Source organism: Komagataeibacter saccharivorans, assembly GCF_003207825.1.
Taxonomy (GTDB): domain Bacteria; phylum Pseudomonadota; class Alphaproteobacteria; order Acetobacterales; family Acetobacteraceae; genus Komagataeibacter; species Komagataeibacter saccharivorans.
This window is the reverse complement of record NZ_NKTY01000022.1, coordinates 14375-34446: the sequence shown is the minus strand read 5'-3', so window position 1 is coordinate 34446 and position 20072 is coordinate 14375. Positions and strand designations below refer to the sequence as shown.

21 protein-coding genes are annotated in these 20072 nt (G+C 63.2%); 4 read left to right on the top strand and 17 right to left on the bottom strand.

The features are described from left to right. Positions 1–19: 19 nt before the first annotated feature. From purL to purB, 7 genes are all read right to left on the bottom strand, one after another. Positions 20–2230, bottom strand: coding sequence for a phosphoribosylformylglycinamidine synthase subunit PurL (gene purL, locus CFR79_RS11905; RefSeq protein ID WP_110548036.1), 2211 nt, complete (start codon positions 2228–2230; stop codon positions 20–22). Next, a complete protein-coding gene (purQ, locus tag CFR79_RS11900; protein ID WP_102323424.1) occupies positions 2227–2931 on the bottom strand; it encodes a phosphoribosylformylglycinamidine synthase subunit PurQ in 705 nt (234 codons plus the stop codon). Before purQ ends, purL begins: the two co-directional genes overlap by 4 nt. Continuing rightward, on the bottom strand, positions 2928–3311 hold the full coding sequence (locus CFR79_RS11895) for a Rap1a/Tai family immunity protein (RefSeq protein ID WP_102323423.1): 384 nt from the start codon (positions 3309–3311) through the stop codon (positions 2928–2930). The genes purQ and CFR79_RS11895 overlap by 4 nt, the downstream gene beginning before the upstream one ends. Then, complete coding sequence (gene purS / locus CFR79_RS11890; protein WP_102323422.1) at positions 3308–3550, bottom strand: phosphoribosylformylglycinamidine synthase subunit PurS; 243 nt, start codon at positions 3548–3550, stop codon at positions 3308–3310. The genes CFR79_RS11895 and purS overlap by 4 nt, the downstream gene beginning before the upstream one ends. Further along, positions 3547–4311 carry a phosphoribosylaminoimidazolesuccinocarboxamide synthase gene (gene purC / locus CFR79_RS11885; protein ID WP_102323421.1) on the bottom strand — a complete coding sequence of 255 codons (765 nt, stop codon included), beginning with the start codon at positions 4309–4311 and terminating at the stop codon, positions 3547–3549. Before purC ends, purS begins: the two co-directional genes overlap by 4 nt. A gap of 129 nt (positions 4312–4440) precedes the next feature. Beyond that, positions 4441–5184, bottom strand: a complete 744-nt coding sequence (locus tag CFR79_RS11880; RefSeq protein ID WP_102323420.1) for an NRDE family protein — start codon at positions 5182–5184, stop codon at positions 4441–4443. A gap of 42 nt (positions 5185–5226) precedes the next feature. Then, entirely contained in the window at positions 5227–6579 is a 1353-nt protein-coding gene (purB, locus tag CFR79_RS11875) for an adenylosuccinate lyase (RefSeq protein ID WP_102323419.1), read from the bottom strand. A gap of 233 nt (positions 6580–6812) precedes the next feature. On the opposite strand from purB, the gene CFR79_RS11870 reads away from it, so the two are divergent. Genes CFR79_RS11870 through CFR79_RS11855 form a run of 4 tightly spaced genes read left to right on the top strand, consistent with a single transcriptional unit; the run spans position 6813 to position 10402 of the window. Further along, positions 6813–7418, top strand: a complete 606-nt coding sequence (locus CFR79_RS11870; RefSeq protein ID WP_110548035.1) for a YjbE family putative metal transport protein — start codon at positions 6813–6815, stop codon at positions 7416–7418. After that, on the top strand, positions 7415–9400 hold the full coding sequence (locus CFR79_RS16350) for a lytic transglycosylase domain-containing protein (RefSeq protein WP_110548034.1): 1986 nt from the start codon (positions 7415–7417) through the stop codon (positions 9398–9400). Before CFR79_RS11870 ends, CFR79_RS16350 begins: the two co-directional genes overlap by 4 nt. Continuing rightward, positions 9400–9864, top strand: coding sequence for a phosphatidylglycerophosphatase A family protein (locus CFR79_RS11860; protein ID WP_110548033.1), 465 nt, complete (start codon positions 9400–9402; stop codon positions 9862–9864). The genes CFR79_RS16350 and CFR79_RS11860 overlap by 1 nt, the downstream gene beginning before the upstream one ends. A 34-nt stretch (positions 9865–9898) precedes the next feature. Continuing rightward, positions 9899–10402, top strand: a complete 504-nt coding sequence (locus CFR79_RS11855) for a CinA family protein (protein ID WP_102323415.1) — start codon at positions 9899–9901, stop codon at positions 10400–10402. Positions 10403–10488: 86 nt separating this feature from the next. Here the strand turns inward: CFR79_RS11855 and CFR79_RS11850 are convergent, their stop codons facing one another. The 10 genes from CFR79_RS11850 to trpD all read right to left on the bottom strand — a co-directional run bounded on the left by CFR79_RS11850 (position 10489) and on the right by trpD (position 20071). Further along, positions 10489–10773, bottom strand: coding sequence for a hypothetical protein (locus tag CFR79_RS11850; protein ID WP_174234109.1), 285 nt, complete (start codon positions 10771–10773; stop codon positions 10489–10491). Between the two features lie 38 nt (positions 10774–10811). After that, entirely contained in the window at positions 10812–11294 is a 483-nt protein-coding gene (locus CFR79_RS11845; protein ID WP_102323414.1) for a type II toxin-antitoxin system RatA family toxin, read from the bottom strand. After that, positions 11294–12286: a lipoyl synthase gene (gene lipA, locus CFR79_RS11840; protein ID WP_110548050.1), complete on the bottom strand. Its 993-nt coding sequence runs from the start codon at positions 12284–12286 to the stop codon at positions 11294–11296. Before lipA ends, CFR79_RS11845 begins: the two co-directional genes overlap by 1 nt. A gap of 143 nt (positions 12287–12429) precedes the next feature. Then, entirely contained in the window at positions 12430–13836 is a 1407-nt protein-coding gene (lpdA, locus tag CFR79_RS11835) for a dihydrolipoyl dehydrogenase (RefSeq protein ID WP_110548032.1), read from the bottom strand. A 12-nt stretch (positions 13837–13848) separates the two neighbouring features. Further along, entirely contained in the window at positions 13849–15099 is a 1251-nt protein-coding gene (locus CFR79_RS11830) for a pyruvate dehydrogenase complex dihydrolipoamide acetyltransferase (protein ID WP_110548049.1), read from the bottom strand. A 14-nt stretch (positions 15100–15113) separates the two neighbouring features. Continuing rightward, a complete protein-coding gene (locus tag CFR79_RS11825; protein ID WP_110548031.1) occupies positions 15114–16481 on the bottom strand; it encodes a pyruvate dehydrogenase complex E1 component subunit beta in 1368 nt (455 codons plus the stop codon). A 6-nt stretch (positions 16482–16487) separates the two neighbouring features. Then, positions 16488–17447 carry a pyruvate dehydrogenase (acetyl-transferring) E1 component subunit alpha gene (pdhA, locus tag CFR79_RS11820; RefSeq protein ID WP_258373573.1) on the bottom strand — a complete coding sequence of 320 codons (960 nt, stop codon included), beginning with the start codon at positions 17445–17447 and terminating at the stop codon, positions 16488–16490. 138 nt (positions 17448–17585) lie between these two features. Beyond that, positions 17586–18077, bottom strand: a complete 492-nt coding sequence (gene moaC, locus CFR79_RS11815) for a cyclic pyranopterin monophosphate synthase MoaC (RefSeq protein ID WP_102323410.1) — start codon at positions 18075–18077, stop codon at positions 17586–17588. Continuing rightward, positions 18074–18952, bottom strand: a complete 879-nt coding sequence (gene trpC, locus CFR79_RS11810; RefSeq protein WP_181417426.1) for an indole-3-glycerol phosphate synthase TrpC — start codon at positions 18950–18952, stop codon at positions 18074–18076. The genes moaC and trpC overlap by 4 nt, the downstream gene beginning before the upstream one ends. Before the next feature lie 3 nt (positions 18953–18955). Continuing rightward, positions 18956–20071: an anthranilate phosphoribosyltransferase gene (gene trpD, locus CFR79_RS11805; RefSeq protein ID WP_181417425.1), complete on the bottom strand. Its 1116-nt coding sequence runs from the start codon at positions 20069–20071 to the stop codon at positions 18956–18958. Position 20072: the final 1 nt, after the last annotated feature.

Here is a 20072-nt window from a genome sequence, read left to right as displayed (position 1 = left end):
CTGGCTTTAAACTCCTGCCCTATCGGTCCATCAGTCGCGGAAAGAATTCGGTATGAACCGCAACCAGACGTGCCTTGGATATTGTGGAACCATTGGGCAATGTCAAACCCTCGCCCCCTGAACGGCCCAGCCTGCGGCATGGAACACCCGCTGCAGCCGCCAGATCGGCCAGTGCCTGCCCGTCGCGCACCGCCACGATGTAACGGGACTGGTCCTCACCAAACCAGAACGCTTCAGGCCGCATGCCCGATTGCGGGCTTTCCAGCACGCAACCCGCCTGCCCGGCCATGACCATTTCCGCCACGGCAACCAGAATACCGCCATCAGCCACGTCATGACAGGCGATAACAGTGCCGTTCTGGATCAGGCCGCGCACGAAATCGCCATTGCGCCGTTCCGCTGCAAGGTCAAGCGTGGGCGGTTCGCCATCCTGGCTGCCCAGTATCTCACGCAGCCAGATCGACTGGCCAAGCTGGCCCTTCGTCTCGCCCAGCAGCATGATGTCGCAGCCATCGGGCATTTCCAGACCGACCGCCGTGCGCACGTCCTCCAGCACGCCAAGGCCACCAATGGCCGGGGTCGGCAGAATGGACTGGGACGTGCCGTCCGGCGCACGCGTCTCGTTATAAAGCGAGACATTGCCACTGACGACCGGGAAATCCAGCGCGCGGCACGCATCACCCATACCGGCGATGGCATCGACAAACTGGCCCATCACTTCCGGCTTTTCAGGTGAGCCGAAGTTCAGGTTGTCCGTTACCGCCAGCGGGCGCGCACCCGTCGCGGTAATGTTGCGCCATGCCTCCGCCACGGCCTGCGCGCCACCAAGGCGGGCGTCGGCGCGGCAGTAACGCGGGGTGCAGTCCGTGGTCAGCGCAAGACCCAGATCGGTATCTTCCACCTTGACGATGGCGGCATCGGCGGCACCCGGCCTGCGCACCGTCTGGCCGCCAACCGTGCTGTCATACTGGTTGTACACCCAGGCACGCGACGCCAGATCCGGACAGCCGATCAGCCGGATCAGCGCCTGTTCGATACCTACCGGGTCAATGATCGGCTCCATCGGCTGCGGCTTCTGCGCCGGTGCCGTCGGACGGTGATAGACCGGGGCCTGATCGGCCAGCGGCGCCAGCGGAATCTCCGCCTCGATCTCGCCCTTGTGCCGGATCACGATGTTGCCGGTATCGGTCAGATGGCCGATGACCGCGAAATCCAGTTCCCATTTATCGAAAATGGCGCGCGCCTGTTCCGTGCGGTCGGGACGCAGCACGATCAGCATGCGTTCCTGACTTTCGGACAGCATCATTTCATATGCCGTCATCCCGCGCTCGCGCTGGGGCACGTTATCAAGGTCAAGGTCGATGCCGACACCACCCTTGCCCGCCATTTCGACGGAGGATGAGGTCAGGCCCGCAGCACCCATGTCCTGAATGGCCACGATCGCATCGGTCGCCATCAGTTCAAGGCAGGCTTCGATCAGCAGCTTTTCGACAAAGGGGTCCCCCACCTGCACGGTGGGACGCTTGGCCAGCGCGTCTTCATCAAATTCCGACGAGGACATGGTCGCACCATGAATCCCGTCACGCCCGGTTTTCGAACCGACATAGATGACAGGATTGCCGATTCCCGCCGCCGCCGACAGGAAGATGCGGTCCTGCCGTGCAACACCGACCGTCATGGCGTTGACCAGCGGATTGCCGTCATAGGCCGGGTGGAAATTGATTTCCCCGCCCACGGTCGGCACGCCGACGCAGTTGCCGTAACCACCCACGCCACGCACCACGCCATCAACGATGCGGCGGGTCTGCGGGTTGTTGGGATCGCCAAAACGCAGGGCGTTCAGGTTGGCGACAGGCCGCGCACCCATGGTGAACACGTCACGCAGGATGCCGCCCACGCCGGTCGCCGCCCCCTGATAGGGTTCGATGAAGGAGGGGTGGTTATGGCTTTCCATCTTGAAGATGGCGGCCAGTCCCTGCCCGATATCGACCACGCCCGCATTTTCACCGGGACCGTGGATGACCCACGGGGCCTTTGTCGGCAGGGTTTTGAGGAACGCACGCGACGATTTGTACGAACAGTGCTCGGACCACATGACCGAGAAAATGCCCAGTTCCGTAAACGTGGGCGTGCGGCCCATGATCGACAGGACGTTGCCGTATTCTTCCGCCGTCAGGCCGAATTCGCGGGCCAGCGCCTCGTCAACGGGCCGTTGTGCCTTTGCGCTCATCCGACCAGTGCCTCCACAAGCCCCGTAAACAGGGGTTTACCATCCTCGCCGCCCATCAGCGGATCAACCAGATCCTCCGGATGGGGCATCATGCCGCAGATACGCAGGTTTTCGCTGAACACACCCGCAATGGCGTTCATCGAGCCATTGGGGTTGAGCTGCGGATCCCCCGCGTCCATCCGTCCGTTTTCCGCCACGTAGCGGAAGGCCACGCGACCGCTGTCTTCCAGCGCGCGGATGGTTTCGGCCTCGGCAATGTAATTGCCATCGCCATGCGCCATGGGGGTACGGAACACGTCGCCTTTGGCCCAATGGCGGGTAAACGGCGTATCGTCACGCTCGACGCGCAGGAAGCAGTCCTGCGACAGAAAACGCAGCGCCGCGTTACGCAGCAGCGCACCGGGCAGAAGCTGCGCTTCCGTCAGGATCTGGAAACCGTTGCACACGCCAAGGATATGCCCGCCCCTGTTCGCGTATTCGCGTATAGCCGTCATGATCGGGGCATGGGCCGCCATCGCGCCACAGCGCAGGTAGTCGCCATAGCTGAAGCCACCGGGCAGGACCACAAGGTCCACCCCGGCGGGCAGCGCGGTATCACGATGCCACACCATAACGGGGGCCTGCCCGGTCACACCACGCAGCGCGATCGCCATGTCGCGTTCGCGGTTGGTGCCGGGAAAAACTACAATCGCCGCCTTCATTTGCTGCCGCCGCAGGGATAGGATTCGTGCAGTGCGGTGAACACAACCTCGCCCGCCGGGCGGCTCAGCCCGTCGCGATGGTCCTTCATCCAGCTTACGACCTTGCCGCGCATGTCCGCGATCGGTGTTGCGGGCGCGATGCAGAAGGCCGCGACATCCTTGGTGTCCTTTTCGGCATTCCGCTCGAACAGGTGCGCCAGGGCCGCGGAATCCGCGATGCCGGAAATGTAGGCATCACATACACCAGCGCTCGCGGCCTTGGTGCACAGCGATCCAAGCTGCGTGCCATCCAGCCGCGACACCCGCTGGGCGTACGCCTGCGCCACCGGCATGCTCGCTGCCATGGCGCAGGCCAGGGCAAGAAGGCGGGCGGTTTTCATCCAATGACCTCCGTAACGAAGTCCTCGATCACAAGGTTGGCCAGCAGCGCGCGCGCCATGGCGTCGGCCTGCGCGCGGGCGCGTTCACGATCGGTCTCATCCACTTCCAGCTCGATCACGCGGCCGATACGGACTTCCCCCACATTGCCGAAATCCAGCACATGCAGCGCATGTTCCACGGCCTTGCCCTGCGGGTCGAGCACGCCTTCCTTCAGCATGACGGTCACGCGTACCTTCATTGCATTACCTCCGGTCCCTTCATGTCGGAATTCGTGGCCTCGGGCAGGATACCCAGGCGCATCGCAACTTCCTGATATGCTTCTTCAACCTTGCCCATGTCCTTGCGGAAACGGTCCTTGTCCAGCTTTTCGCTGGTCTTGGCATCCCACAGGCGGCAGTTATCGGGCGAGATTTCGTCAGCCAGAACGATACGCATGTTGTCGCCCTCGAACAGGCGGCCGAATTCCAGCTTGAAATCGACAAGGATGATGCCGATGCCCATGAACAGGCCGCACAGGAAGTCGTTCACGCGCATGCTCAGCGCCACGATGTCTTCCATGTCATGCGGACAGGCCCAGCCGAAGGCGGTGATGTGTTCCTCACTCACCATCGGGTCGTTCAGGGCGTCGTTCTTGTAATAGTATTCGATGATCGGACGCGGCAGGCGCGTGCCTTCCTGAATGCCCAGCCGCTGTGTCAGGCTGCCTGCGGCCACGTTGCGCACCACGACTTCCAGCGGGATGATCTCGACTTCACGGATCAGTTGCTCGCGCATGTTCAGGCGGCGGATGAAGTGGGTGGGAATCCCGATATCATGCAGCCGCAGCATCAGGTGTTCGCTGATACGGTTGTTCAGCACACCCTTGCCGGTGATGATGCCCTTTTTCGCGCCGTTGCCGGCGCTGGCGTCATCCTTGAAATACTGCACGAGGGTCCCGGGTTCGGGCCCCTCGAAAAGGATTTTGGCTTTTCCTTCGTAAAGCTGACGGCGGCGGCCCATACTCGTCCTTCACATAACGCTGCGGGGACGGGCCGGGAGCGGCCCCTCCCCTGATCTGTAGGATCTGCTGTCGGCATGATCCCGAATGATGCGCATGCCATAGCAGCGATCCGGTCGGGAAGATACCATTTACCTTGCCTGCGCGCCCGATGCGTCAAGATCGACCGGGCTGTAGCCCACCCGGTCAGGTGCGCCCGCGGCAAAAAACCATGACCGGCGGCTGTCCACCGCCACACCGATGGCCGATGAACTGCATGTGCCGAAACCCGAACGCGGGGGAATGTTGATCTCGCTGCCCGCCGGTAGCGAACGGTCGGCCAGCAGGGTGGTCCACTGCGTCCATTCCGGCGGCACCGGGCGCGCGGCGGCGCGGAAACGCGGCAGGTGGCGGTGGATGCGCGGCATGGCCATGTCATCGGGATCGGTCGTGGCGACCATATGTACGCCCGGTTCAAGCCCTTCCACCTGCGGCTGGCCATAGCCCGGCCCCCGGATGAAAAAGGCGTCCGTCCGGTCCGCCACGATCATGTTGAACGATCGCCATGCCCCGGCGTCGATCTGGCCGATATGAGCCACGGCTTCCCGCGCGGTGGAAAAGCGCCCCGCCATGAGGGGAAGCGCCCCGCGCGAGTTCTTGCCCGGCGCGGGGCCAAGACTGCCCACGCGGTTCATGATCCCCGCGACCACACCTGCATCATTAAGGGTCAGCCAGGACCCACCGGCGACCTCGTCCTGCCCGCCGATGACATCGGGCTGGTCGGCCCAGTGCCGTGCGGGCGGCAGCCATGGCCGGTCGAGACGTTCATCACGATTGGCCGCCAGCAGTAGCGGCCATTCCTGCTGTGGATCGTGGGAGATGACGACTGTGCACACGCCTCGGTATCCTGTGCTGTTGTTCCCTATCCGCAGGCGGGATCAGGTCCGCGCGGGGCCTGTCTCGCCAAAGACGCGGGTATAGGTGTGGTCGATCATGCGCAGGTGGGATGCGCTGTCCATGGCGGCGTCCAGAACCTCCGGCGCGACGCGTCCGGCCACTTCCGGGTCCGCGGCAAGGTTCTCACGGAAGGTCCGGCCATCCTTGTGGCCCAGCCGGGTCCATGTCGCCATCGCGTTACGCTGGACGATACGGTAGGCATCCTCGCGCAGGATGCCCGCACGCGCAAGCGCCAGCAGCACTTCGCCCGAATGCACCACCCCGCCAAGGCTGTCGATATTGGCCTGCATCTGCTCGGGATAGACCACCAGCTTTTCCATCATGCCCGCAAGGCGCATGAGGGCGAAATCAAGGCCGATCGTGCCATCGGGGCAGATGTTACGCTCGACGGAGGAATGGCTGATGTCGCGTTCATGCCACAGCGCCACGTTCTCCAGCGCAGGAATGACGTGCGAACGCACAAGGCGCGCCAGGCCCGTCAGGTTTTCCGACAGCACGGGGTTGCGCTTGTGCGGCATGGCCGACGAACCCTTCTGCCCCTTGTGGAAGAATTCTTCCGCTTCGCGCACTTCGGAACGCTGCAGGTGACGCACTTCGGTCGCCAGACGCTCGATCCCGCTGGCGATCACGGCCAGTGCGCAGAAATAGGCGGCATGCCGGTCGCGCGGGATGACCTGCGTAGACACATCCTCGGGCTTCAGCCCGAGTTTTTCCGCCACATATTCCTCAACGCGCGGGTCGATATGGGCATAGGTGCCCACCGCGCCCGAAATGGCGCAGACCGCGATTTCGGCACGCGCGCGGACCAGCCGTTCGCGGTTGCGGGCGAATTCGGCATAATGACCCGCAAGCTTCAGACCGAACGATGTCGGTTCGGCATGGATGGCGTGGCTGCGGCCGATGGTCAGGGTATGCTTGTGTTCAAACGCACGCCGCTTCAGCGCCGCCAGCACGGCATCGACATCTTCCAGAAGCAGGTCCGTCGCCTGCACCATCTGCACCGACAGGCAGGTGTCGAGTACGTCGGACGATGTCATGCCCAGATGCACGAAACGGCTGTCCGGTCCGATCTTTTCAGCAAGCCATGTCAGGAACGCGATGACATCGTGACGGGTTTCGGCCTCGATCTCGTCAATACGGTCCAGATCGGCCTGCGAAAAGGCGGCCATGGCGGCATCGCCCTTCGTGCGGATGGTCCGGGCGGATTCGGCGGGAATCGCGCCATATTCCGCCATCGCCTCGCAGGCCAGGGCCTCGATTTCGAACCAGATGCGGTAGCGGTTCTCAGGGGACCAGATGGCGGCCATGACGGGGCGGGTATAGCGCGGTACCATGTTCTCAGGCTTCCTCACGTAGCGACACAATCGGGATCAGGCCGCTTTCCTACCCAATTCTGTTGCGTGCGTCTCCCTTAATTCACGTCCGATCCATCATGAAGGCGATCAGGGGGCGACATCATCTGTCATGACAGGTGTGATTGCATCATGGGCGCACACAACGGCATAAAGCGGTTATAACGCACCGCGCGCTGCCCACGGGCATGCCCCTACAGGATCGTATCTGCTCCATGTCCGCTATTTTTTCGCCGTCTTCGCTTTATGCGCTGGCCCAGGTTATCCTGATTGACGTGACACTCGCGGGCGATAACGCGATCGTGGTGGGGCTGGCGGTGCGTAACCTGCCGCACCGTTCGCGGCGAATCGCCATCCTGTGCGGGATACTGGGTGCTGCAGTCATACGGATCGGGCTGGCGCTGGTCGCCGTCAGGCTGCTGGCCATTATCGGGCTGACGCTGGCGGGCGGCCTGCTGCTGCTGTGGGTGTGCTGGCGCATGTATCGGGAAATGCGCGGTGATGCCGTGGAGAACGATGCAGCCCCCGCCCCCGGATCGCTGCGCAATGCCATCATCCGCATCATGGTGGCCGACCTGTCCATGAGCCTTGATAACGTTCTGGCGGTAGCCGGGGCCGCGGGCGAGCATATGGGCGTGCTGGTCACGGGGCTGGTCATATCGGTCGTGCTGATGGCAGTTGCGGCATCCCTGATCGCGCGCCTGCTGGAACGGTATCGCTGGATTTCGTGGATCGGGCTGCTGGTTGTGCTGGTTGTGGCGATCGAACTCATCATCAAGGGTGGTGGCGAGGTCTGGACCCATATCGGGGGCACCGCATGACGAGTACACGCGCCAGCCATCGTCTGGGCATTGCGACGGGGCTGGCGCTGTCCGGCCTGCTTGCGCTGCCTTCCCCTGCCGCATCATCCCCGCCGCCTGCGGTGAAGGCAGAAAACTGGCCCACCCCAGCGCAGGCCGCGACCGGCAATGCGGATGATGACCCGATTGCCGCGAAGCTGGTGGTCTACCTGCGCCTGCTTTCCCCGGTGGGGGGAAGCTCCGATGAATACGCGACCTTCCTGCGCGAAAATGCCGCCTGGCCACAGCGCCCCACCCTGCTGGCGCGGTTTCAGCAGACCCTTGCAGCCGAACCGGATGACGCCACGGCGGGGCGGCTGTGCGGCGTGCTGCCGCTGAAGGATGTGCATGCCCTGCTGCGCTGCAACAGTGCATCCCCCCGCCCGGCGAAGCTGGATGACTGGGCGCGTGATACATGGATACACCGCGCCGACAGCCCGACCGACGCGCAGGCGATGCTGGCGGCCTTCGGCAGTGCTTTCACGCCGGAGGACCACTGGCAGCGCTTCGACCGGCAGGAACGCGCGGGACAGGTCGAAGCCGCGACCCGGCAGGTACCCCTGCTGACCCCGGCGCAGCAGCCCATTGCCCGCGCGCGCATCGCCTTCCGCCGCAATGATCCGCAGGCGGAAACGACACTGGCCCTGCTACCGCCTGAACAGCAGGCTGATGCGGCATTATTGCTGGACCGCCTGCGCTGGCTGCACCATGCACAGCGGCTGGATGATGCGCTGGCCCTGTGGCGCGCACGGGGCATCGAGACGGAACAGCATGCAACCGGCGGCACCGCAGCCGCATTCTGGCGCGAACGTGACGGGCTGGCCCGCGACCTGCTTCAGGCCCGCAGGCCACAGGACGCCCTGCTCATCGCCAACGACACGGCGGATATCGGCGCGGCCAACCATTTTGACGCCCTGTTCCTGACTGGCTGGATCAGGCTCGAATACCTGCATGACGCCGAACACGCACAGGCTGACTTCACCCCGCTGGCGCAGGCGGTTCCCGTTATTACCCGCAGCCGGGGGCAGTTCTGGCTGGGACGCGCGTTATGGGCCTGTGGCCGGCATGAACCCGCGCGGACCCAATGGACGCACGCGGCGGAACTGGCCAATACCTTCTACGGGCAGATGGCGATTGAATGGCTGGCGGGCAACCGGATGAACCAGTTGCTGGTTCCCGATCAGGCGGGCCGTCAGATCCGCGCGCACCTGCTGCGCGAAAAGGAACCCAGCCCCACCGTAGCCGATGCCGTGCGGTTCGATACGACGGAACTGGCGCGCGCGGCGGAAATTCTGGCGGCATGGGGTGACGGGCATCATGCGCGTGATTTCATCCTGGCCCTTGATGCGCAGGGCACGGATGCGATGACGCATGTGCTGGCCGCACGCATGGCGACACGGCTGAACGTGCCGGATGCCGCGGTCATGATCGCCCGTCTGGCCGGACGCGACGGGCTGACGCTGATACGCGAAGGCTGGCCCCGCCCCTATACCCCGCCCACAAGCATCCTGCCTGCGGATGTGGAACTGGCCGTGGCGCGGCAGGAAAGCGGGTTTGACCCCGCGGTGGTCAGCCCCGCCCATGCAGTGGGTCTCATGCAGCTTCTGGTGTCCACGGCGCGCGACGTTGCGCGCAAGGTCGGCATGACGGATGTGCCGGTCAGTGCAGCCACCCTGACCGATCCGCAACTGAACATGCGGCTGGGTGCCGCCTATCTGGCGGATATAGCCCAGCGCGTGGGGGGAGCCGTTCCTTACGTTGCGGCGGCCTATAATGCCGGGCCGCACCGCACGGACAACTGGCTGCTGACACTGGGCAACCCGGCGCGCGATACGCCTGTGCCCGATGCCCTGCTGGACTGGATCGAAAGCATTCCTTTCGGGGAAACACGCAATTACGTTGAAAGGGTGGAGGAGAACATGGCCATTTATCAGGCAACCGACCCCGCACTGGCGCAGGACTGATGGCGGTATCCCCTGCCCGCCTGATTGCCAGCTTCGGGGGCTGCGGCTTTGCCCCGCGTGCGCCAGGCACGGTGGGATCATTCGCGGCCATGGTTGTGGGTGTCCTCCTGCTGGGACAATGGACATGGATGGCGCTGGCCATCATTGCCTGCACCCTGATCGGCTACCGGGCCACGGCACTGGTATCCAACGGGGAAGATCACGGCTGGATCGTGATTGATGAGGTCGCGGGCATGTGGCTGGCGATGTTCCCGCTGGTGCCCCTGCCCGTTTCCGCCCTGCGCTGGGTGGATGTGCTGTGGCTGCTGCTGGCCTTCGCCCTGTTCCGCCTGTTCGATATCACCAAGCCCGGTCCCGTAGGCTGGTTCGACCGGCGGCATGATGCGCTCGGCATCATGGGGGATGATGTCGTGGCCGGGATCATGGCCGCCATCATCCTGACAGGCATCCGTTATCTGGCCTGACGCGTTACCGCCACAGCAAAGGAGAATGTGACGGATGTTACCTGATACATTTCTTGCCCGCATGCCCGATGCCCTGATGCGGCTACGCACTGCGGGCCGCCGCATTGTCACGGCGGAAAGCTGCACGGGCGGACTGCTGGCCGCATCGCTGACCCATGCCGCCGGATCGTCCGATGTGGTGGCGGGTGGTTTCGTCACCTATTCCAACAGCATGAAACACCATACGCTGGGCGTATCCCTCAGCCTACTGGAACGCCACGGCGCCGTAAGCCGGGAGGTCGCCGCCGCCATGGCACAGGGCGCCCTTGCGCATGCGCCCGATGCCAATATGGCCGTGTCCATCACCGGCATTGCCGGGCCGGGTGGCGCCGTGCCGGACAAACCGGTGGGACTGGTCTGGTTTGGTACGGCGTGCGGGGGACAGGTTGACACGGTTTCCCATGTATTTGCAGGCACCCGCACCGAAATCCGCGCGCAGGCCGTCCGCATCGCCCTTTCGCTACTGCTTGACCATGCGGACCGGCTGAATGCGGGATAAACGGCAGCACTGCATTACAGGAATGCTTTAGGCGCGCTGCCGCAATACTGGCAGGAAGAGCCGCCTACCTGCCACGGATGGGACGATCAGTATCCGGAAACCGTGCTACCTGTTTCCGGCACACGGATGGGGCTGGCGGTTTCGCCTGTTCCCGCTGCCTGTACCGGATGGCCGGGGGCGGCTACCGGCGGGGCAGCAGACGCGGCCTGCGGGGGAAGTGAGGCGCGGGCTTTCTGCAGGCTCTGTGCATTCAGGTCCGCCGTTTCGGCATCACTGCCGGGGGCGGGATGATGGGCTGCCGGCGCAGCACTGGCAAGCGATGTCATGCCCAGCAGCATGCAGCCTGCCATGGCGGAAATGAATTTTTTCATGATGAGGTTTCCCAATCCGGACTGACGGTTTGAGGGGATCAGGCATTACCGGCTTTTGCCGTGCCGATCGGCGGCGGAGCCGGCGTTGCGGGCTGGCCGTAAATATCCCGCGCACGGCGGATAAAGGCCGAAACCATGAGACGCACGGCTTCATTGAAGACAACGCCGATCGCCGCCTGCAACAGGCGGGAACGGAATTCGAAATCCACAAAGAAATCAACCAGACATCCACGCGCATCGGGCGTGAACGTCCATACGTTGTTCAGATAGCGGAAAGGCCCTTTTTCGTAGCTGACCCGTATCGTACTGGGTGCTTCAAGCAGGACGCGGCTGGTAAATGTCTCCCGAAACGGACCAAACCCTATGGTCAGGTCCGCAACCAGTTCGGTGCTGGTGCGCGTACGAACCCGCGCGTTGGTACACCACGGCAGAAACTGTGGGTATTTCCCGACGTCGGCCACCAGATCAAAAAGCTGATCGGGGGAATAGGCAATAAGCCGACGTTCGGCATGGGTGGGCATCAGTTACTCTCCATCGCGCCACGCTCTGTCCGCAGGCGGTGTTCGCGTGCGGCGCGCAGTTCCGCAAAATCAGAATCCGCATGATACGATGACCGGGTCAGTGGCGAGGCACTGACCTGAAGAAAGCCCTTTACGCGCGCGATCGTCGCGTAATCAGCGAATTCATCCGGCGTAACGAACCGGGCCACCGCGGCATGCTTGACCGTAGGCTGGAGATATTGCCCCAGAGTGATGAAATCAACGTCCGCAATACGCAGATCATCCATGACCTGCGTGATTTCGGTCCGTTCTTCGCCCAAGCCGAGCATCAGTCCTGACTTCGTGAAGATGGACGGGTCCATCCGCTTCACATCGTCCAGAAGGCGCAGCGACTGGTAATAGCGTGCACCAGGGCGGATCGTGGGATACAGCCGGGGCACGGTTTCCAGATTATGGTTGAACACATCGGGCCGCGCACGGACCACAACCTCCAGCGCGCCGGGTTTGCGCAGGAAATCAGGCGTCAGGATCTCGACCGTCGTATCCGGCGCGCTGGCACGCAGGGCACCAATCACCCGTGCGAAATGATGTGCGCCACCATCAGCCAGATCATCGCGGTCAACGGAAGTGATAACGACATGCCGCAGCCCCAGACGGGCCACCGCATCCGCCACGCGCTCGGGTTCATCGGCATCAAGCGCATTGGGCATGCCGGTCGTGACATTGCAGAATGCGCAGGCCCGCGTGCAGATTTCCCCCATGATCATCATGGTCGCATGACGCTGGGACCAGCATTCCCCGATATTGGGGCATGCCGCTTCCTCGCATACCGTGACAAGCTTGTTGTCACGCATGAGCTTGCGCGTTTCATGATAGGTGGGGTGATTGGGCGCGCGCACCCGTATCCAGTCGGGCTTGCGCGCGATGGGATTGTCGGGCTTGTGCGCCTTTTCTGGATGGCGAAGGGGCGTGTCCCCCTTCTTCCGGTGGTCGATCATCACACGCACAGACATGTACCAGGTCCCCGCAAACAGGCAGATAAGCACAAGTGTAACGCCAGCCCCACCGCGTCAAGCGTTCTTGCCCGCTTCCCCGCGTGACGGGATCACAACCGCACGATCAGGTACCGCGTGATCCTTCCCCGCCGCAGGCAGCGTTAGATATGCAGCGCCCCGTCATACGCCGCCAGCACGGCTTCGTGCATGGTTTCCGATATGGTGGGATGCGGGAATACGGTTTCCTTGAGTTCGGCATCCGTCAGTTCACCCGTGCGGGCGATCACGTATCCCTGAATCATCTCGGTCACTTCCGGCCCGACCATATGGGCACCCAGCAGTTCGCCCGTTGCCTCATCGAAAATGGTCTTCACCAGCCCTTCCGGCTCACCCATCGCAATGGCCTTGCCGTTACCAATGAAGGGGAAGCGCCCGACACGGATCTTGTGACCAGCCGCCTTTGCGCGTTCTTCCGTCATCCCGACCGACGCCACCTGCGGACGGCAGTAGGTGCAGCCGGGAATGTTCAGCGGGCTGATCGGGTGGACCGTGCGGCCCGCGATCTGTTCGGCCACCATCACGCCTTCATGGCTGGCCTTGTGGGCAAGCCATGGCGGGGATGCGATATCACCGATGGCGTAAACACCCTTTTCACCCGTGCGGCAGTAGGGATCGACCTTGATGTGGGTCCGGTCGACTTCGATCGCCGTGCCCTCAAGCCCGATATTCTCGACATTGCCGACAATGCCCACAGCCGAGATCACGCGCTCCACCACAACGGACTGCGTTTTTCCCCCGGCGGTGACCTCCACCGTCACGCTGTCCCCATCCTTGCCAATCCGGCCCAGTTTCGCACCGGTCAGGATTTTCATGCCCTGCTTTTCCAGGGCCTTGCGGGCGAAGGTGCTGATTTCGGCATCTTCCACCGGCAGGATGCGGTCGGCCACTTCCACAATCGTGACCTCCGCCCCCATGTTCCGGTAAAAGGACGCGAATTCCACCCCGATTGCCCCCGACCCGATCACCAGCAGGCTGCGCGGCAGTTCGGTGGGCACCATGGCCTCGCGGTAGGACCAGACAAGCCTGCCATCAGGTTCCAGTCCGGGCAGCACACGCGCCCGCGCGCCCGTAGCCAGAATCACGTTCGGGGCGGTCAGAATGGTTTCCCCGCCATCACTGGTGACGGAAACCTTGCGCAATGTGCCCTGCGTGCCTGCAAGCCGACCGAAGCCGTTGACGACGGTCACGCCATTCTTTTTCAGCAGATGGCTGACACCGGCGGAAAGCTGCGCCGAAACCTTACGCGAACGCTTGACCACCTTGGTAAAGTCAAAGCGCACGTTATCGGCGGCAAAGCCGAATTCATCCAGATTATGCAGCAGGTGATTGATTTCCGACGCGCGCAGCAGCGCCTTGGTCGGAATGCAGCCCCAGTTCAGACAGATGCCGCCAAGCTGCGCGGTTTCGACCACAGCAGCCTTCAGCCCAAGCTGGGCGGCGCGGATGGCCGCGACATAACCGCCGGGACCACCGCCAATAACAATGACATCAAATTGCGTGGTGCTCATTGGACCGCTTCCTCAGACCACAAGGCTCATGGGGTTTTCCACCACGGCGCGGAAGGCCGAAACCCATTCCGCCGCCAGCGCGCCATCCACCACCCGGTGATCGACCGACAGGGTAACCGTCATGACTGTAGCGATCGCAATCTGATCGCCCTTCACCACCGCCCTGCGCTCGGCTGCGGCAATGGCCAGTATGGCGGCCTGCGGCGGGTTGATGATGGCCGAGAACGCCTTGACCCCGTACATCCCCATATTGGAGATGGAGAAGGTGCCCCCCTGAAATTCCTCCGGCTTCAGCTTGCCCGCCCGCGCGCGGGCGACAAGATCGCGCGTTTCGGTGCTGATCTGCCGCAGGCTCTTGGTATCGGCCTTACGCACGATAGGGGTAATCAGCCCATCGGGAATGGAGACGGCCACGGAAATATCCACGTCGTCATAAACCAGAACCGCATCGTCCGTGTACGATACATTGACCTTCGGCACCCGCCGCAGCGTAACGGCGACTGCCTTGATGAGCATATCATTGACGGAAATCTTGTACGCACCCGGTCCCTCCGCAGGGGATGCCGCGTTCATCTGGCTGCGCAGCGCCATGAGCGCATCAAGCTGCACATCCATTTCCACATAGAAATGCGGAATGGTGGATTTCGCTTCCGTCAGACGGCGGGCGATCACCTTGCGCATGGTGGAATGGGGCACCTTCGCGTAACCCGTGCCCGCGGCTTCCGCCACTGCGGCAGGGGATGCGGTTTTCGGTGTCGCGGCCGGGGTCTGCCCGGCCTGCTCCACATCACGGCGCACGATGCGGCCGTTGGGGCCGCTTCCCTTCAGGGTGGACAGATCAACCCCTTTCTGCGCCGCGATACGGCGGGCCAGCGGGGAGGCGAAAACACGCTTTCCACTGGATGCAGCGGGGGCAGCAGACGGAGCCACCGCAGGGGCCGGAGCCGCAGCCGGGGCGACCACGGGTGCCTGCGCCACCGGGGGCGTGGCAGAAGCCGCCGAGATGTCCGGCACGCTTTCACCCTCGGCCACCAGAATGGCGATGGGCGTATTGACCGCGATGCCTTCCGTCCCTTCCGGGGTCAGGATACGGCCCAGCACGCCTTCATCCACGGCCTCGACTTCCATCGTGGCCTTGTCCGTCTCGATTTCGGCAATCACGTCACCGGATGCGATGGTGTCGCCTTCCGTCTTGAGCCAGCGGGCCAGCTTGCCTTCCTTCATGGTAGGCGAAAGCGCGGGCATCAGGATGTTGATGGACATCGTGCGTTTCCCCTTCACACAACCTGCCGGACGGCATTGATGATCCAGTCCGGATTGGGCAGGGCAAGCTTTTCAAGGTTGGCGGCGAACGGCATGGGCACATCGGCCCCGGCCACGCGCACCGGCGGCGCATCGAGGTAGTCGAACGCATGTTCGATCACCTGCATGGATATTTCGGCACCGATACCGGCGAACGGCCAGCCTTCTTCCACCGTGACCAGTCGGCTGGTCTTCTTCACGCTGTCCACCACCGTCCGGGTATCCAGCGGGCGGATGGTGCGCAGGTTGATGACCTCGGCCTCGATCCCCTGCTCCGCCAGCTTGGCCGCGGCTTCCAGCGCCACGCCAACCATGATGGAGAAGGCGACGATGGTTACGTCGCGTCCCTCGCGCTCGACCTTCGCCTTGCCAATGGGCAGGATGAAATCCTCATCCACCGGGCAGGAAAAACGCTGTCCGTACAGGATTTCGTTTTCAAGGAAGATGACCGGGTTCGGATCGCGGATGGCGGCGCGCAGCAGGCCCTTCGCATCGGCTGCCGACCACGGCGCCACGACCTTCAGGCCCGGCACATGGCCATACCAGCTTGCATAACACTGCGAATGCTGCGCGCCCACGCGGGCGGCGGCACCGTTAGGGCCACGGAATACGATGGGGCACGACATCTGGCCACCGGACATGTAGCGCGTCTTGGCGGCGGAATTGATGATCTGGTCAATGGCCTGCATGGCGAAGTTCATGGTCATGAACTCCACAATCGGCTTCAGCCCGGTCAGCGCGGCACCGATGGCCATGCCGGCAAAGCCCTGTTCGGTAATGGGGGTGTCAATCACCCGCTTTTCACCGAACTCATCCAGCAGCCCCTGGGAAACCTTGTAAGCCCCCTGATACTGCGCCACTTCCTCACCGATCAGGAACACATCCCCGTCACGGCGCAGTTCGGCGGCCATCGCATCGCGCAGGGCTTCGCGCACGGTGATTTCGCTGCATTCGCCCCAGTCCTTTTCAGGCTGGGCGCTGGCGGGCGGCGTGCTGGGGGCAGCGGGCGTCGGCCCACACGAAGCCGAAGCCGGGGCCGAGGACGTGGCTGCGGCAGGCTGCTGCGCGGGGGCGGCGCTGGGCCGGGCCTTCGCATCTTCCCCTTCCGCCAGCAGGATGGCGATAGGCGTGTTGACAGCGACGTTTTCCGTCCCTTCGGGGATCAGGATGTCGCCCATTATGCCTTCATCCACTGCTTCCACTTCCATCGTGGCCTTGTCGGTCTCGATTTCGGCAATCACGTCACCTGCGGCGACGGCTTCCCCCGGTTTGCGCAGCCAGCGGGCCATCTTCCCCTCCGTCATGGTGGGAGAGAGGGCGGGCATGAGTATTTCTGTTGCCATTTCTAATCAGCTTTCCACCAGCACGTCTGTCCACAGCTCCGAAGGATCGGGTTCAGGGCTGGTCTGGGCAAAGGATGCTGCATCAGCCACGATCGACTTGATCTGGTCATCCATGGATTTCAGTTCGCTTTCGGCCACGCCCATATCCAGCAGTTCACGACGGGCGCGATCAATGGGATCGTGGTTCCTGCGCATTTCGTCCACTTCGGTGCGCTGGCGGTATTTCGCCGGGTCCGACATGGAATGGCCGCGATAACGGTAGGTATCGACTTCCAGCAGCACCGGCCCCTTGCCCGCACGGCAATGGGCTACAGCTTCCTGTGCCGCGGCACGCACCGCACCCACATCCATGCCATCCACATGCATGCCCGGAATGCCCCACGGCTCACCATTGCGCCACAGTTCCTTCGATGCGGAAGCCCGTTCGACGCTAGTGCCCATGCCATAGTGGTTGTTTTCCAGCACGAACAGGCAGGGCAGCTTGTGGAGCGCGGCAAGGTTGAAGCTTTCGTAAACCTGCCCCTGATTGGATGCGCCTTCGCCATAATAGGTGACGGAGACTTCATCCGTGCCACGATACCTGTTGGCAAACGCCAGCCCGATACCCAGCGAGACCTGTGCGCCCACGATGCCATGGCCGCCATAGAAATGCTTTTCGCTGGAGAACATGTGCATCGAACCGCCCTTGCCCTGGGAATAGCCCCCCTCACGACCGGTCAGTTCCGCCATCACACCGCGCGGGTCCATGCCGGCTGCCAGCATCTGTCCATGATCGCGATAGGAGGTGATGATCTTGTCCCCCTGCTTCAGCTCCATCTGGATCCCGACCACGACCGCTTCCTGACCGATATACAGGTGGCAGAAACCACCGATCAGCCCCATGCCGTACAACTGGCCGGTACGTTCCTCAAACCTTCGGATCAGCACCATCTGGTAATAGGCGTGCTTCAGGTCGGCTTCCGTCATGGTCCGGCTGTTGTGCCCACCCGACAGGCCGGGATCTGTCTCGTTACTCATCGAATGTCCTTGGTTCATGTTGCCAGCGCTGTTGCCTAGCCATGCCGCAGCACGACCGTCACGACTGCCGGGCGTAACCGCCTTTCGTCATGCACCTGTCGCACGGTTATAAGTTCCGGAAGCCCCGCCGGATTTATGGATCACGTGTATCTGACAGATTTCCATGTCCCGCTCCACGGCCTTGCACATGTCATACAGTGTAAGGGCGGCGACGGAGGCCGCAGTCAGGGCTTCCATTTCCACGCCGGTCGGCCCGGTGGTACGGACGCGCGCCGTGATCTCGACCCCCTGCCCCGCCGCATCCGGGACCAGATCCACCGTGACGGAGGAAATGGCCAGCGGATGGCACAACGGAATCAGATCCGATGTTTTCTTCGCCGCCATGATACCCGCGATACGCGCGGTCGCCAGCACGTCCCCCTTGGGCATCTGTCCCGACAGGATCATGGCCAGCGTTTCCGGGCGCATCTTTATCAGACCATGGGCCACGGCCTCACGCCGGGTATCGGGCTTGGCCGATACATCGACCATGACCGCATGCCCCGCCGCATCCAGATGCGACAGGCCACCCGATGTCATGCGCCGGCCCCGTCCGGCTGCGTGCCAAGCAGGGCGTGGACGGCGGTCCCCACATCTTCATGCCTCAGCAGGCTTTCCCCCACCAGAAAACCCGATGCCCCAACCGCGTTCAGCTTCATGACATCCGCATGCGTGCGGATGCCGCTTTCGGATACGATGATCCGGTCAGGCGGCACCAGCGGCGCAAGCTGGAGGGTGGTTTCGATATCGGTCTGCAGGGTCTTGAGATTGCGGTTGTTGATGCCGATCAGGGATGTATCAAGCGCCAGTGCGCGATTGAGTTCCTGTTCGTCATGCACCTCAACCAGCACGTCCATGTCCAGTCCGCGCGCGATGTCCAGCAGTTCGGCCGCTTCCGCATCGGTCAGGATCGCCATGATGAGCAGGATGCAGTCCGCCCCGATCAGGCGGCTTTCATGAACCTGCCACGGATCGACGATGAAGTCCTTGCGCAGCAGCGGCAGCTTGCATGCTTCGCGCACCCGGCTCAGATCCTCCGCGCTGCCATGGAAGCATGACCCTTCGGTCAGCACCGAGATACAGGCGGCCCCCGCCTTTTCATATTCCTGCGCGATCAGCGTCGGTTCGTAGTCGGGACGCAGGATACCGGCGGAAGGCGACGCCTTCTTTATTTCCGCGATCAGCCCGATCTGGTGATCGGCGGTCTTCTGCTTCAGCGCCTGCCCGAAACCGCGTGGTGGCGTTGTCACTTCACGCGCACGGGACGTAATTTCCTTCAGCGTCATGACCTTTGACCGCTGCGCCACGTCCACCCGTGTCCGTGCACAGATACGCTCCAGAACATCGGGGATGCTGTCTACATCCGCTGGCTGGACACTACCTGTCTGGGGGGAGGTCATTGGCGTGTCGTTCATTTTCTACCCTGTTACTCTGTTAGGCTCATCCACCCGGAAACTCCGGACAGCGTCCAGCACGGCCAGAACCGCGCCACGATCGAGAACATCAGCAGCCATGGCGATGTTCCCACGCAAGGCGGCATAGTCAATCGCGCCGCCATGAATGATATTGTCGCCCCGCTGCGCCACATGCAATGCCACTGCGGCATTGAGCAGCACGGTATCGCGGTAGGCACCGCGCGCGCCCTGCGCCAGTTCCCGCATTACACGTGCATTATGCGCGGGCGTGCCACCGGCTATGGCGTCGATGGGCGCGGGCTCAAGTCCCGTCTGCTCCGGCCAGACAGTCAGGTTGTGGATCTGGCCATCTTCCAGCACGCAGGCCCGCGTGGGACCGGCAAGCGTCAGTTCGTCCACAAACCGGCTATCGCCACAGGCGCCGCTTACGGCCCATACACGATCGGACCCGGCCTCGTGCAGCGTTTTGACCATCACCTCCAGCCACTGGGGGGAAAACACACCCACAAGCTGGCGCGTAACACCCGCGGGATTACACAGCGGACCGATCAGATTGAAAATGGTGCGAAAGCCCAGCCCGCGCCGCACTGCCGCGAAGTGGCGCATGGCGGGATGGTGATTGGTGGCCGCGAGAAACGTGACACCACAGGCATCCATCATCCGGCCTATCGGCGCATTGCCGACGGGCAGCGGCACGCCGAGTTCCAGCAGCACATCCGTTGCCCCGGACCGCGACGACAGCGCCCGGTTGCCATGCTTGGCCACCGGCACCCCAAGGGCCGCCAGCACGAACGCCACGGCGGTTGACACATTGAGCGTGCCCAGACCATCCCCGCCCGTGCCACACACATCCAGCGCACCAGCAGGCATGCCCGGTACCGCGAGCATGCGCGCGCGCGCCGCGCGGACAGCGGCATGCAGTTCGGTTACGGTTTCTCCACGGATATGCAGCGCGGTCAGGAAGGCGGCCAGCGGTATTTCGCCCACCGCGCCATCCATGATCTGTTCAAACGCTATCCCCGCCATGGCAGGGGAGAGGTCCCGCTGCGCAAGCAGGACCGCCAGAATATCCCTGAACTCCGCCTGCTGGCCCTGTGCCGCGTCCGTAATGCCGGACATA